This is a genomic window from Treponema sp. OMZ 803, assembly GCF_024181165.1.
In the GTDB taxonomy this organism is placed as follows: domain Bacteria; phylum Spirochaetota; class Spirochaetia; order Treponematales; family Treponemataceae; genus Treponema.
Genome location: NZ_CP051195.1, coordinates 116,491 through 129,660 on the forward strand (window position 1 = coordinate 116,491; position 13,170 = coordinate 129,660).

Sequence of the window (13,170 nt, forward strand, 5' to 3'; positions counted from 1 at the left end):
CTGTACCTACCTGTCGATAGACAGTCCAATCTAACATTCGCTTAACCTGTAAACAGACTTGACCGTTTGTCGGATTTGAAAACGGTGTTAGGCGGTTTTTAACGGAATATAGCCATTATTATCGATAATCCTTTGACCTTCAGGAGAAAGAATCCAATCTATCAGTTTTTTTACATTTGTATTTTGTGTTATCCCTTCTACATAATAACGAAATGAGTAACCAATAGGACTGCCAAAGAAAGTACCTAAAAGATTTGAGTTTTTGTCAAATGGTGCCGCAATGTCAGGTTGAAGCGGATGTTAGAACGCTTCTACTTTATCAACCCGCCATGAAAATAACATTCATAAACTTCTTTTCCGCAGAACCTTATTATTTCTTTCCCTTGAAACCAATCAAAATTCCCATTTATAGAACATTTATACTCATAACTACCGTCTGCATATTTTTCCGGACCTCTAAACGGTTTTTCAAAAGGAACATTCAATAATGCTTCCTTCAAAAAATCTACATTAAAATTTTCTCCGGTCACACGTCCAATATAATTCATGCTCCAATACGGATTGTCTGCAATCCAAAGAGCTTCTTCTCCAGCAAATTTTTCCACGCCAAGATAGGTGTCATAATACATAAAATTATTTTCACGATATACTAAGTCATGTGATTTTTCTCTTGAAGAAGCCGTTTCAGATCCTTTTCCTGCATACGTTTTCCGTTTAGCTTTTATCAAAAACTCAATTAGTTTCTTGTCCATTTTATTCCTCAATCGGTGTAAAGTCGCTATTTTTAAATCAAAGTCTCTTTTTGAAAGAGTATTTTCTGCCGCAATCGGATTTTCCAAATTATTCTGAATACAATTCATAATTTCGCTCAAATCCTGTTCGGCTAGAGGAAGGTAGCGTAAAGTATATTCGCCCATCAATCAGCTTATCTTTATTTGGGAACGGATATGAGCAAAAACTTCTTCATGCGAAAGACGAGCATTTGTTGATGCCGCTTGAGTATCCGCTTCATTAAGTTGGCTTTCAATAGTATGTGTAAGGCTTTCGTACAAATCAAGACTCATCACAACCATAGAGCCATAACCATTTTTTGTAAGGAATACAGGACTTCTGTTTGCTAAAACTATATTTTCTATTTCTGAAAATTTATTACGCAGATCTGAAACAGGTCTAATTTGCATCATACGAACCTCCATTATCAGGATAATATCATAATTTTATCATAATATCTAAGGATTTGTAGAAAAACGTCAGCAATATGTCGTTCTAACATCCGCTTAACTTGCATTTGTGGCTTGTCCGCAATGTCAGGTTGAAGCGGGTGTTAGATGATTTTACATAGCACCTGCATATTTTTCTACTATCGTATTTTGTAATAATTGCGAAAAATTCACATTATTTTTTTCTGCAAGTGTATTCACCCATTTAGGAAGTGTTATATTTTTTCTTATACATTTACTTGAATATTTTTCACTATACGAATCCATATCTAAAATAAGCATATTTATAAAACTTTTATTATCAGACAGTTTTATTTTTGTAAGCTCACTTGCTTTTGGAACAGCATTTCCTTCCTCGATTTCTGTTAATATCCACCCTGATGCTGCATCTATTCCCATCTCTATCGCTTCTATGAGAGAAAAGCCACCCGAAACACAACCTTTTAAGTCGGGAAATTCTACGCTATAACTATTATCTTCTTCGCAATATGTTATAATTGCCGGATATGCTAATTTCATTTTATACCCCCTCCATTCCCTTTATTTCAATCCTGCCTGTTTTAAAATCGCTTTCACCGTCCCTATTGGTATATCGCCTTTATGATTTGGTACCGTAACTTTTCCGGATTTTACAGTATGTTTATATTGATTATGAGAACCTTTTGCTGTTACAAAATACCAACCATCCGCCTTTAGTATTTTTTCTATCTCTTTTACTGTCATTTTATATCCAATCATATTATACGCATTATGCGTATAATATCAAGTACTTGATACTTTTTGTTTTTCCAATTCTTTAATCAAATCCGCAATATATTTTTTCTGCATAGTCTTTAAATTCATACATATATATGAAAGTATTTCCATAATAGGATTTTTTATATTCAAGATTTCTGTGAACAATATTTTTGTTTCTTTTTCTGAAAGTTCATGAAAATGACCAATCCAATGTCCTCTAAAATATTTATTTTCCATATTAAATTCGTATAAACTGTATGGTTTTATCGCTGTTATTGTAAAAACTGTTTGTATGCCATTTTTTGATACTTCTATAAATTTATGATGAGGCTCAATAATTTTTATTTCTAAAATATCACTCCGCCACGAATAATGTTCATTATCAGTTATTATTTTCCAAATATTTTTTATGTTGCTACGAATTATAGTTTCAAATATTGATTTTCTCATACCTCAGCACCAATGTTGACGGCATTGCCGTCAATCCATCTAACTGCCGCTTAACCTGCATTTGCGGCTTTGCCGACGCAAAGCGTAAGGCAAAGTTAGCGCGAAAATTGCATAAAAAAGGTAATTGCGCTAGCAATTACCGCCCAAGCAACTTTCGTGACAAAACAAATGTCAGGTTGAAGCGGGTGTTATGTGATATTCATTTTATGGATGAATGATATCCAGATTTCCAAATCCAAAAATTAGTTCATTTTCTTTTATAACACAACATAACTCAAACTTTGTTATAAGACGAAATGATATTTCACCATTATTGAATATTTTCCAATTAGAACTTTTCTTATAATCTTTTTTATATTGATTATATTCTTCATTTGAAATTTTTATTGTATAGTAATAAGGTAATTGTTCAATCTTAATTGGAATTCCCTTTGGATATTGTTTTTCAATAATCTCAATAGATTTATCTTTAATTTGAATATCCGTTTCATGAGTAAAAAGCCATTTTATAAAATTTATATTTTTACAATCAGCAATATTCAATGTGTCCTGTGAATAATATTTACTATAAAAATTTGAATAATTATAACAATCATATATAATTCGCAATTCATTTAAAACATCACATCTATAGAATTTTCCAGACTTAGATTCATACATCCAATAGTTATTTTGAATTTCATATTTTTTCCCTGTCAGTAAATACTCAACTTTATATTCACCATCTATAACACAAGCTTTTTCAACATTATTTATAAAAATATATCTCGCCTTTTTAATTTTTCTATCCATCGATATTAAAGCATTATACAGGTCTTTATTTAAAATTGCTGAATCATCATGCGATTTCGGAATCAATCCTTTATACAGTTGTAGAGTGCTATTAGAATTATTTTCCAGCAAAATTAAAATCTCCATCTCTTGTTTATCATGAGCAAAGATATTTTGCAATAAAAGTAGTAATATACATAAAACACATATTCTTTTGTTTATCATGTCCCTTTCCGAATTGCTGCCCAGGGGGCAGTCCACATAACATTGTTTTAAACCGCAAACGGGCTCAGTCCCGTTTGTCGGCTTTGAAAACTGTGTTATACGTTCTTTTTTCTTATTGCTTTTAACATAATCAGACCACTTCTTCCTTTATCTGTTAAATCCCAAGAATAACCAGAAGAATCTATAAGTCCATTTGCCATAAATTGAATTTTTATTGTTTGAAGTATATCGTTTCCAATCGAAATATTGTCAATTGTTTCCTCATTACTAATTTTACTTCTGCATAATCTTAATAATGCATTCTTTGCAATTCCTTCCTCTGGATTATCTAAAACATATGGAGCAATTGATGAAAATAAATCATTCCAAGTAAAACTCATTTCTATATTTTTAGGATTACGATCTCCAACAACATAATATAAACAAGAAAAATGATAAAACTCTGTCATTGCTGCTAAATCTGGAACTTTAAAACATAAATCATTATAATTACTTGACTGCTCTAATTGTATTATTTTTTCCTTTAATCTTAAATTTTCCTCGAAAAGTTTTGATGTTTTCGTTTCATTATCACCAGGAATCCAACCTGTAAATTCATATCTCTCCTTAAAATCTGCAAGTGTTTCATGTATAGTAAGTTTTATATCATTAGTAGAATTATAAAATGAAGAAATATTATTCAAAACTTTACCTTTGAAAGCTTTTAATTTATCATTATTATCTTTTTCTATAAAAGAACTTCCATTTTCTTTCACTTTTTGCTCAAGATGTTCGGGTGTAATTACAACCGCAAAAGTCGGTTTATTAATTGATTTAGCATAATCATATTCAAGTTCTGTATAACTTTTTTGACTTTTTGATTCTATAGAACCGTAACGCCCTCCTAAAATTAAAAAGTAAATGTCAGAATCATCTATCCATCGTTTTATTGTAGTAAGTTGCGAATCATTTCCCGCAGTAAATAATTCCATTCCTGCAGGAATATTTCCAGATTTTAAAATTGCTTCGACTGCAGCTTGTCTTTCATCTTTTAAATCAATATAAGTCGATGATACAAATATTTGTAATTTCTTTTTCATTTATATATCCTTCCAGCCCAGAGGGCTGTGCGTATAACATCTTTTCGCCCCTTCCTCATAATATCATACGAACGCCCTATTTGCAATCTAAACTATCGCGGACTAAACCAATAACATCTTTCTACCATAACACCCGCCATAACACATCATCAACAGGTAGATTAGGCCTATCTTCACTAAACAAGCTAAAACGAATCACATTCGGTCGATAGGGCTTTGAACGCCGAGACCGCCGCGGTTGAGGACGTGGGTGTAAACCATAGTGGTTGAAACATCGCTGTGACCGAGAAGTTCTTGGATGGTGCGGATATCGTAACCGGATTCCAGTAGATGCGTTGCAAATGAGTGGCGGAACGTGTGACAGCCGATTGGTTTTGGAATACCCGACCGTAAAACAGCTTCGTGCAAAGTGCGTTGAATAACCGAAGGATCAATATGGTGCCGCCCTTGCTCGCCCGAAACAGGCAAAACGCGTTTTAAGATTTTTATCCTTATGTTCACGGATAAAACGGCTTATCCAATAGCTGTATGCTTCCCGCGTACGTTTGCTGTAGTGTTTTGCAGTACGACTTCATTTACCAGTGATTCTAAAGATGCAATTACTCCTTAGAAGCGGCTTTTTGTAATAGGACAATAGTAATAGAAGCCGCTTTACCCCTTCGTTATCTTCGGTAAAAGAATCATGCCACCGGTAAATACCACTAAAACAGCGATCCATGCGGAAAGGATATTCATAAAAATTCCACCGGTGATAAAACCTACTAACGAACAAGCTGCAACAAAAAGTGCATAAGGCATTTGTGTTGCAACATGCTCCAAATGCGGGCAGGCTGCTCCGGTAGAAGATAAAATCGTTGTGTCTGAAATCGGGGATGCATGGTCGCCGAATACGGCTCCGCCGAGAACGGCCGAAATACAGATAAATATGGCATTAAACGCAGCGTTTTGCGCTAATCCGGCGTTTTCCGTTAGCCCGACGGCAATCGGCATAATAATCGGAATCATAATACCGAACGTACCCCAGCTCGTACCGGTTGCAAATGCAATAACTGCTGATAGCGCAAAAACGATAGCAGGGAGTATCCATAACGGGAAGGAACTGCTCACGACCAGCTCAGAAAGATAACGCCCCAGTCCCAAACCGCCGTCTGCAGGAGATGAGCGTATAACCGTTCCGATTGACCACGCCATCGTTAAGATAATAAGGGCGGGAACCATAGATTTTATACCGTCGCGGACAGCTTCGCTTGCTTCTTTCAGATTCATAAGGCGACGCGCAAGATAGTAAATATACGTAACGACTAAAGTAAAGATAATGGCGTAAAAAAGCGCATAGGATGAATCGGTATTGATGAAAGCCTCACGGATACTCATCGATGCGGCCGCTTGCGATATGGTAGTAATTGTAGTGCCGTTTACGGCATTAATCCACGAAACGGCAGGGAAAAAGGCAATGGCGAAAACGATAAGAAGCAAAATGGGCAGTAGCATATCGATTGGTTTTGCACGGGTTGTCTGCTCCTCGGGGATATCGCCGGAAATAACACCGTAGACTTCTTCGTTCCAGAGGCGTCCGGTTGTTTTTGCTAAGTTTTCGGATCTTTTCATTGGACCGAAATCGGATTTAAAAAAGATGATGACAAGAATCATCAAGATTGTTGTCAACGCATAGAGGTTGTACGGAATAGCGCGGATAAAAAATTCAAAATCACTGATACCCAGTTTGCTGAACCCTTCGGAATTTCTCACGATGGACATAACGGTAACGACCCAGCTGGAAACAGGCGCTAAAATACATACGGGGGCCGCGGTGGAATCCAAAATATAGGCAAGTTTTGCACGCGGCACCTTATGCTGATCATTTATCGGCCTCATAACGGTTCCAACGGTTAAAGAGTTGAAATAGTCATCTATAAAAACGATTAAACCGAATATAAACGTTGCAAACTGAGAAGCCGTTCCGCTCTTTAGTTTTTTAGACATCCACAAACCAAACGCCTGCGCCGCTCCTGTTTTTGATAACATACCGACCAATGCGCCGAGCAATCCGCAGAAGAGAAAAATGCGGATATTCCAACTATCCGCTAAAGAACCGGCGAGTAAATCCGTTAGTTTCATAAGCGCCGCTGCAGGATTCCCGCCGGCAACGATCATACAACCGGATAAAATCCCCAAAAAGAGCGAAACGATAACATCTTTTGTAATGAAAGCAAGTGCGATGGTTAAAACCGGAGGTATGATCCCCCATAGTCCAAAATGATCCATAAATATTAGAAACTCCTTTTTATCAGGGTGTCGTATAAATGAAAGAAGAACATATTGTAGCATATATTCTACATCTGTGCAGTAGTGTGTGATACGGATTTTTGAAGGCTGTGGAGCGGCGAGTCTTTGGTAATATAAAAACGCTTATCATGTATTCCAAATGAGATATATGAAAATGCATTTAGCCCAAAAAAGTGTTCCCCTTTTAATGACTACCAGTTCATTTTGTGATATAGTACAGGGTATGCAAGAAATACCATTATCAGCGGATTTTGCTGTTCAAGCAAAAAAGTTTTTGCAAAAAACATCTTTCTTTTCCGGCTGGACAGACAGCGAACTGGATGAAATTATGATGCACTGTCAGGCAAACGAGTTTGAGGACGGCAGTATAATCTTTACGCCCGAAGAAAACGGCTCCAAGGTGTATCTGCTATTGAACGGCAGTGCCGAAGTCCTCTCCCCCGACAAAAAGACTGCATTGGCTGAATTTGTTGCAGGGGAATTATTCGGCGAAATTGCCTTGCTGACCGGTAAACCGCACGATGCATATGCCATAGCACGTAAACAAGCCCGTATCTTAGAATTTCCCAAAGATGGGGTTCCGCTTGAAACCCTCTTCCACGATAAACCGCGAATACTTGCACATCTTTTTCAATCATTGTTGATTTTCACATCCCAACGTACCAGAGCCGCAAATCTGCTCATCAAAGAGAATTCACCGGTTGTACGCGAGCTGCGAAATCAGGTATATAGCGACAAGCTTTCAGGTCTATTCAACCGTACCTATTTAGAGGAATCTTTTGCAGAATTTTGCAAGGAACCTTTTGCACTCATTATGATGAAACCGGATAACTTTAAGCAGATCAACGACAGCTTCGGTCATGAAGCAGGTGATACCGCACTTATCTTTATTGCCGGTCATCTAAAAAAAGCCTTTTCGGAAAACACTATTTTGGCGCGCTACGAAGGAAACGAATTCGCAGTTCTCACTCATCTGTATGCCGATAAGGAATCTGCGCGAACATTCGCAGAAAAAATCAAACATGAGTTGGAAACATTAGATCTTTCTCATCTTTTTAACGGAGAAAAAATCTTTTTAAGTATGAGTCTCGGCATTGTCCTCTTCCCCCAGCACGGGAAAATTTATACCGATGTTGTAACACGATGTTCCGGCATACCATTGGTAGGTAGACAACGCGGCGGTTCGATGATTTTATTTCCGGAGGATATATAATGCTCGAAGTAAAACAGCGGTGGCTTGAAGTTTTGCGAAAAACTTCTCTTTTTTCACGATTGACACCCAATCAAATGGCAGTGGTTCTTTCCTCCCTTTTTTATTGTGAGGTTGAAGCGGGGCAGACCCTCGTGTATGAAGGTGAAATAGGGTCGGAGCTTTTTATTATTGTTCAAGGATGTATATCGATTTCGGTAAAATCGGGAGAAGAAAATATCGAACTAGGCAGACTGCATTCCGGCGATTTTTTCGGTGAAATGTCCCTGCTTGAACAAACTGCCCGTTCAGCTTCGTGTACGGCGGTGGAAAACACCTCCTGCTTTATGCTTAAAGCGCGGGATTTTTCGCAGATTATCATCAACGATCCTGTTATTGCCGTTTCCATCCTACAACAAATGCTGTCGAGTACGGTTTCTCGCCTCTTGCGGACAAACAGCTTTTTAACGCAAGTTATTCAGTGGGGCGACGAAGCTAAAAAGCGCGCCATCACCGATCCCTTTACCGGCCTCTTTAACCGCCGTTATTTGGATGACAATATCGGAAACCTTATCCGCCGGAACACTGAAACCACCGGCGCCAGTTTTGCAATGGTGGATGTTGACCGTTTCGGCACCTTGAATAAGACCTACGGAAGTGTGTTCTGCGACAACATTTTACTTGCAATTACCGATGTGTTTAAGAAAACCTTTGACCATCAGGATACGCTGATCCGGTACGGCGGCGACGAGTTCTGTTTTATTGTCGGAGGAAATTTTGAACGAGCCGAAACGCTCTGCCGAAATGTTTGTGAGGGAGTAAACGCTATCAGATTTAACGAACATCCTGAGCTGGCTGTTTCCTGTTCAATCGGCTTAGTTCCTTGTACCCATAACGATAATGTTCCGGATATACTCAAGCACTCCGATGAAGCCTTGTACCGCGCCAAAGAGCAGGGACGGAACCGTGTGTGCACGGCCGGATAAATACAGTACTGCTTTCGTATCAATATGAAAAAACATAAGGTTTATACGGTATGATTTCACTACTAAAACTTTTCTGCATCGGAGTATTCATCGGCATTGCCAATGTTGTACCCGGAGTTTCCGGCGGTACGATTGCGGTGATTTGCAATGTCTACGATAAACTAATCATATTGAGTTCGCTTAATTTTAAACGGATAAAGGAGGCCTGGCAGGATATTCTTTGCCTCGCCTTGGGAATCGGTGCGGGAATTGTGCTGTTTGCAAAGGTAATTACGCTGCTATACCGCGCGTATCCGGCGCAGACCAGTGCCTTTTTTATCGGGATTGTGGCGGGGAGCATCCCGTTTTTGTTCCGAAAAACCCGTGCCGGTATTCCTGCTGCGGCAGTTGCAGAGAATGGCTCTCTGACATCCGGATGGTTGTATGGAACGCTATGCTGCGGGGCTGCCGGTTTTGCGTTGATGCTGGGAATGTTTTTCTTACAGCGCCGCGGTATACAGGCTGCTGCCGTTGTTACCGCCTTTTCACCGATGTTTGCAGCAAAATTAGCGGTAATGGGAGCTTTGGCTGCGGTTGCGATGTTGATTCCGGGTATTTCCGGCTCGTTTGTGTTGTTGATTCTCGGCGTGTATCCGACAGTACTGCAAGCAGTCGCAGACTTTAATATGCTATTGCTTATACCTATTGCGCTTGGCGTTGGAGCAGGGCTGGTATTCGGAGCGCGGCTGATTGCCGTATTGTTAGAACGCTTTCCTGCGCCGATGTATGCTTTTATTCTCGGTTTGGTTGCGGGTTCGATACTCTATCTCTATTCGAGTACCAGCTGCCAGCCTTTTACGATGCGGGTTATTTCCGGAACAGTATTTCTTATCGGTTATGTAACCGTCTCATTCTTTTCTAAAAGAGGGGAAGCAACGGAACGGAAGGAAGATGTCACCGATGAACAATAATCGTATATCTTTTTGAGTGGGAGGAATGTATGTTTGAATCTTTACAAGTAACACCTGAATTAGTAAACAAGGTAATCAAGCCTTTTTCTGCATTAGCGGAGCACGGTGTGTTGGTTAGTGCCGGACACGGAACGGAGCGCGGCGAATGGAATACTATGACCGCATCGTGGGCATTGATGGGACATTTATGGAACCGTCCGATGGCTGCTTTGTTTATTAGACCGCAGCGGCATACCGCGGTATTTGCCGAAGAAGAAGATTACTTGAGCGTGTCCTTTTTGGATACTGCCGATGAAAAAATGTGCGAAGCCCTTAAAATTTGCGGTACCGTGTCGGGCAGGGATGAAGATAAAGCTGCCAGTGCAGGGCTTACACCGGTATTCCACGATAATACCGTTATCGGATTTGAGGAAGCCATACTCACCGTATCATGCCGGAAACTCTATCGAAGTCAGTTCGATATGGACTTGTTTTTAGACCCGCAGGTCATTATCGACTGTTATCCCAAGAAAGATTTTCACTACGTCTATTTCTGCGAAATCCGTGATGCCTACCTTCGCCGTAAATAGAACACTGCCGAAAGCTGTTTTCTTGTATGTAACGGAACCGCCGCTTTGCGGTTCTAATTGATAACAGGGCATCTTTAAAAACTACCAAGTTTTTAGAGATGCCCGTTGATTTTAAGAAGTGTATAAGAGGTATATATGAAAAAAATAATTGCGTTGTTTTTTATGATGATGCTTGTGAGTGCCGTATTCGCACAGGAAGCGGCTGGAACTGAAACAGGCAGTCTTGAAGATGAGCTGTTCGGTGGTGATACTGAAGCGCTCGTAACACCGGAGCAGGCAAACGCCGAAACTCAAAAAGACGGTGTTTCCCTAACGGGCGATCTTAAAACCGCAACACTCGCACTTGAAAGCAATAAATTGCGTATCGGCGGCTCGTTAAACGCTGAATTAGGTCTTAAATATGTATGGGCTGATCCGTACACAAAAAAGAACGATGCAAAAAAAGCATTTTTAAATCCTGAGGTGGCACAGCTGCGGCCGACAATCGGTGCAAATCTCTTTTTTGATGCGCGACCGGTACAGGACTTAAAACTGTACGGCAAGTTCCTTTTTGAATTTCCGTTTGAAAAAAACTTGAATGGAGCCGCGTCAATCGGAAAAGAGCAGCTACCGCCTGCATTACAAGGATTGTTCCCCAACGGATTAGCAGCGCCTGTGAGCGTAAACGGTTCTCCGAATTTTAAAATTTGGGAGATGTATACCGATTTTTCGACAAAGGATATTGCGTTTTTCCGGTTCGGAAAACATACGGTTAAGTGGGGAACCGGCTATTTTTACAGCCCTGCTGATGTTATCAATATTTCGCGGATAGACCCTCAAAAACCGACCGAAGACCGGGAAGGTCCCGTTTCGCTGCGAACGCATATTGTTATTCCTAAGACGCAGTACAATATATGGTTGTATTTGCTGCCCGACACGGAAACGTTTAAGCCGCAGTATACGGCGGGAGCTGCAAAGGCAGAGTTTGTGTTCGGCGACTGGGAGTTGGGTGTCGGCGGTTGGTATCGCTATGAAAAGGCGCCGCGGTTTATTACAACCCTCTCCGGCAGTATCGCGGGAAAGGTTGCCGTTTTTGCGGAAGGAGTGTTTGCATGGGGCAGCGATTATACCTATTATAAAAATGATACCACGCTGACGCCGTATACGGTAAAAAACAAGCCGTTTTTCCAAGCGACGCTCGGCGGCTCGTATTCAAATGCAGACTCGCATACCATGCTTGCATTCCAATATTACTATAACGGCTTCGGTTATGCAAACACAAAGGCCGCCGACAATATTACGGACACTGCGGTAGCTGCACTGAAAAGCCAAAATTTTACCGATCCTTCGCTCAAAAAATACGAGAATATCGCCGCAATGGGAAATCGAGGTCAGCACTACATCGCGTTTACCGTATCTCAGAACAAGATCGGTACGGAAGATTTGACGGCAAATTTGTTCCAGCAATTCGCAATCAGCGAGCTTGAAGGGCTTACAACACTCAGCCTAAACTGGAAGATATTTAAGTTTGTGCAGATGAGTACCGGCCCGATATTCTCTTATCCGCTGAGCCCTGCATCGCACAGTAAAGGTTCCATCGGCTATAACCTCAGCTTTAAGCTTGGCGGTGGCAAGTTCTAATGGCGTCGGAGGTGTCTCAAAAGTATGGTTCATAGCGTTCTACAGCCGGACATAGGAATAATTATAGGGATAAAAATGGAGAAAAACAAGGGGAGAAAATTATGGGGAATGGATAGGTATTCAGCCAATAATACCCATGAGAGAGAGTATTACAAATTATTTTAGCGCTGCCACCTCTGCTTGAGATAATCCTGCAATTTTGCAAATGTCGGCCAGTGGATAGCCCATGGTAAGCATTGTTTTTGCCATTTCAAGGGCTTTTTGCTGAGAACCTTCTGCAAGCCCTAACGATTTACCTTGCGCAATACCTGCTTTCCATCCGTCATTCCGTGCATCTCGCTCAATAGTATTTACCAACATATACTCCCTCCTTAACTCTTCATTTGCTTTTACATCTTTTATTCGCTGCTCCAACCTTTGGATAAAGTCGTCATCGCTGACTTTTCCATTCATGTACTCTAAAAATACTTTCAGCTTTTCATTCTTCTCATGCTTCGCCGCTTTACTGTTTATAATGATCTTCGTTATTCCATCGCACAGCTCTATCCGGCTATCCTCACTACACATCGTCTTAAAGGTATAAACAGGCAAGGCTTTCTCAAGATAGTCAAACGTACAGAAGAAGAGTATAAACGTATCAGGCAGACTTTCATACGGTTTACTTTTTCCCAATAGACTGACATCAATTGCTGCTTGATAGTACCTTATACGTTTTGCAAGGTCTTTCTTATCGATAGCCTGCATCTCGATATCGTAAATATTCCCTTTATAATCCTTTGCCCATACGTCAAATCGTACACCTTTTGCCCGTCCGGCATCATCAATCGTTTTTTGCAATTCTATTTCGGTTATTGTCTCTACCTTACCCTGTAAAACTCGGTTTAAAAGCATTTTACAGATTTCAGTATCTTCCATTACACGGTAGAACATATAATCATCAGCTATGGTTAACTCGTCAAATTCTTTTTCCATAGTACATTTGCTCCTGTCATCTCACTTTTATTATAACAAAAAGACAGATGGCTGCAAGCTGTTCTATCCTGAAATAAAATGAGTGAAAAGAGATCGTTTGCACTGTGGTAATGCT

Annotated in this window: 14 protein-coding genes and 2 pseudogenes; 5 read left to right on the forward strand and 11 right to left on the reverse strand. The window is 40.0% G+C overall.

Features of this window, described 5'->3' with window-relative positions:
- Positions 1-311 precede the first annotated feature (311 nt).
- From ABH09_RS00510 to ABH09_RS00550, 10 genes and pseudogenes are all read right to left on the reverse strand, one after another.
- Positions 312-917 carry a DUF5680 domain-containing protein gene (locus ABH09_RS00510; RefSeq protein ID WP_253715797.1) on the reverse strand — a complete coding sequence of 202 codons (606 nt, stop codon included), beginning with the start codon at positions 915-917 and terminating at the stop codon, positions 312-314.
- A gap of 3 nt (positions 918-920) precedes the next feature.
- Positions 921-1,184, reverse strand: a complete 264-nt coding sequence (locus tag ABH09_RS00515; protein ID WP_253714791.1) for a type II toxin-antitoxin system Phd/YefM family antitoxin — start codon at positions 1,182-1,184, stop codon at positions 921-923.
- Positions 1,185-1,334: 150 nt separating this feature from the next.
- Positions 1,335-1,739: a type II toxin-antitoxin system HicB family antitoxin gene (locus ABH09_RS00520; RefSeq protein ID WP_253714792.1), complete on the reverse strand. Its 405-nt coding sequence runs from the start codon at positions 1,737-1,739 to the stop codon at positions 1,335-1,337.
- Between the two features lie 21 nt (positions 1,740-1,760).
- The gene (locus tag ABH09_RS00525) at positions 1,761-1,943 is read right to left on the reverse strand and encodes a type II toxin-antitoxin system HicA family toxin (RefSeq protein ID WP_002672316.1); all 183 of its coding nucleotides are present in this window, start codon (positions 1,941-1,943) and stop codon (positions 1,761-1,763) included.
- A 39-nt stretch (positions 1,944-1,982) separates the two neighbouring features.
- Complete coding sequence (locus ABH09_RS00530; protein WP_253714793.1) at positions 1,983-2,408, reverse strand: hypothetical protein; 426 nt, start codon at positions 2,406-2,408, stop codon at positions 1,983-1,985.
- Positions 2,409-2,612: 204 nt separating this feature from the next.
- Positions 2,613-3,404 carry a hypothetical protein gene (locus ABH09_RS00535; RefSeq protein WP_253714794.1) on the reverse strand — a complete coding sequence of 264 codons (792 nt, stop codon included), beginning with the start codon at positions 3,402-3,404 and terminating at the stop codon, positions 2,613-2,615.
- A 95-nt stretch (positions 3,405-3,499) separates the two neighbouring features.
- Entirely contained in the window at positions 3,500-4,483 is a 984-nt protein-coding gene (locus ABH09_RS00540; protein WP_253714795.1) for a DUF4062 domain-containing protein, read from the reverse strand.
- A 195-nt stretch (positions 4,484-4,678) separates the two neighbouring features.
- A pseudogene (locus ABH09_RS00545) lies at positions 4,679-4,942 on the reverse strand (tyrosine-type recombinase/integrase); the annotation flags it as partial.
- Positions 4,914-5,009, reverse strand: a pseudogene (locus ABH09_RS12950) (hypothetical protein); the annotation flags it as partial. The pseudogenes ABH09_RS00545 and ABH09_RS12950, both read right to left, overlap by 29 nt.
- Positions 5,010-5,134: 125 nt before the next feature.
- Positions 5,135-6,748 carry a Na+/H+ antiporter NhaC family protein gene (locus ABH09_RS00550; RefSeq protein WP_253714796.1) on the reverse strand — a complete coding sequence of 538 codons (1,614 nt, stop codon included), beginning with the start codon at positions 6,746-6,748 and terminating at the stop codon, positions 5,135-5,137.
- 169 nt (positions 6,749-6,917) lie between these two features.
- Here ABH09_RS00550 and ABH09_RS00555 point away from each other — a divergent pair, with 169 nt between their 5' ends.
- From ABH09_RS00555 to ABH09_RS00575, 5 genes are all read left to right on the forward strand, one after another.
- Positions 6,918-7,982 (forward strand): GGDEF domain-containing protein, encoded by a 1,065-nt coding sequence (locus ABH09_RS00555; RefSeq protein WP_253714797.1) that lies wholly within the window; start codon positions 6,918-6,920, stop codon positions 7,980-7,982.
- On the forward strand, positions 7,982-8,944 hold the full coding sequence (locus ABH09_RS00560) for a GGDEF domain-containing protein (RefSeq protein ID WP_253714798.1): 963 nt from the start codon (positions 7,982-7,984) through the stop codon (positions 8,942-8,944). The genes ABH09_RS00555 and ABH09_RS00560 overlap by 1 nt, the downstream gene beginning before the upstream one ends.
- 50 nt (positions 8,945-8,994) lie before the next feature.
- Complete coding sequence (locus ABH09_RS00565; protein ID WP_253714799.1) at positions 8,995-9,894, forward strand: DUF368 domain-containing protein; 900 nt, start codon at positions 8,995-8,997, stop codon at positions 9,892-9,894.
- A gap of 29 nt (positions 9,895-9,923) precedes the next feature.
- Positions 9,924-10,463, forward strand: coding sequence for a flavin reductase (locus ABH09_RS00570; RefSeq protein WP_253714800.1), 540 nt, complete (start codon positions 9,924-9,926; stop codon positions 10,461-10,463).
- Between the two features lie 135 nt (positions 10,464-10,598).
- Positions 10,599-12,083, forward strand: a complete 1,485-nt coding sequence (locus ABH09_RS00575; protein ID WP_253714801.1) for a hypothetical protein — start codon at positions 10,599-10,601, stop codon at positions 12,081-12,083.
- 156 nt (positions 12,084-12,239) lie between these two features.
- Here ABH09_RS00575 and ABH09_RS00580 read toward each other — a convergent pair whose 3' ends face one another.
- The gene (locus ABH09_RS00580; protein ID WP_253714802.1) at positions 12,240-13,055 is read right to left on the reverse strand and encodes an Rpn family recombination-promoting nuclease/putative transposase; all 816 of its coding nucleotides are present in this window, start codon (positions 13,053-13,055) and stop codon (positions 12,240-12,242) included.
- Positions 13,056-13,170: the final 115 nt, after the last annotated feature.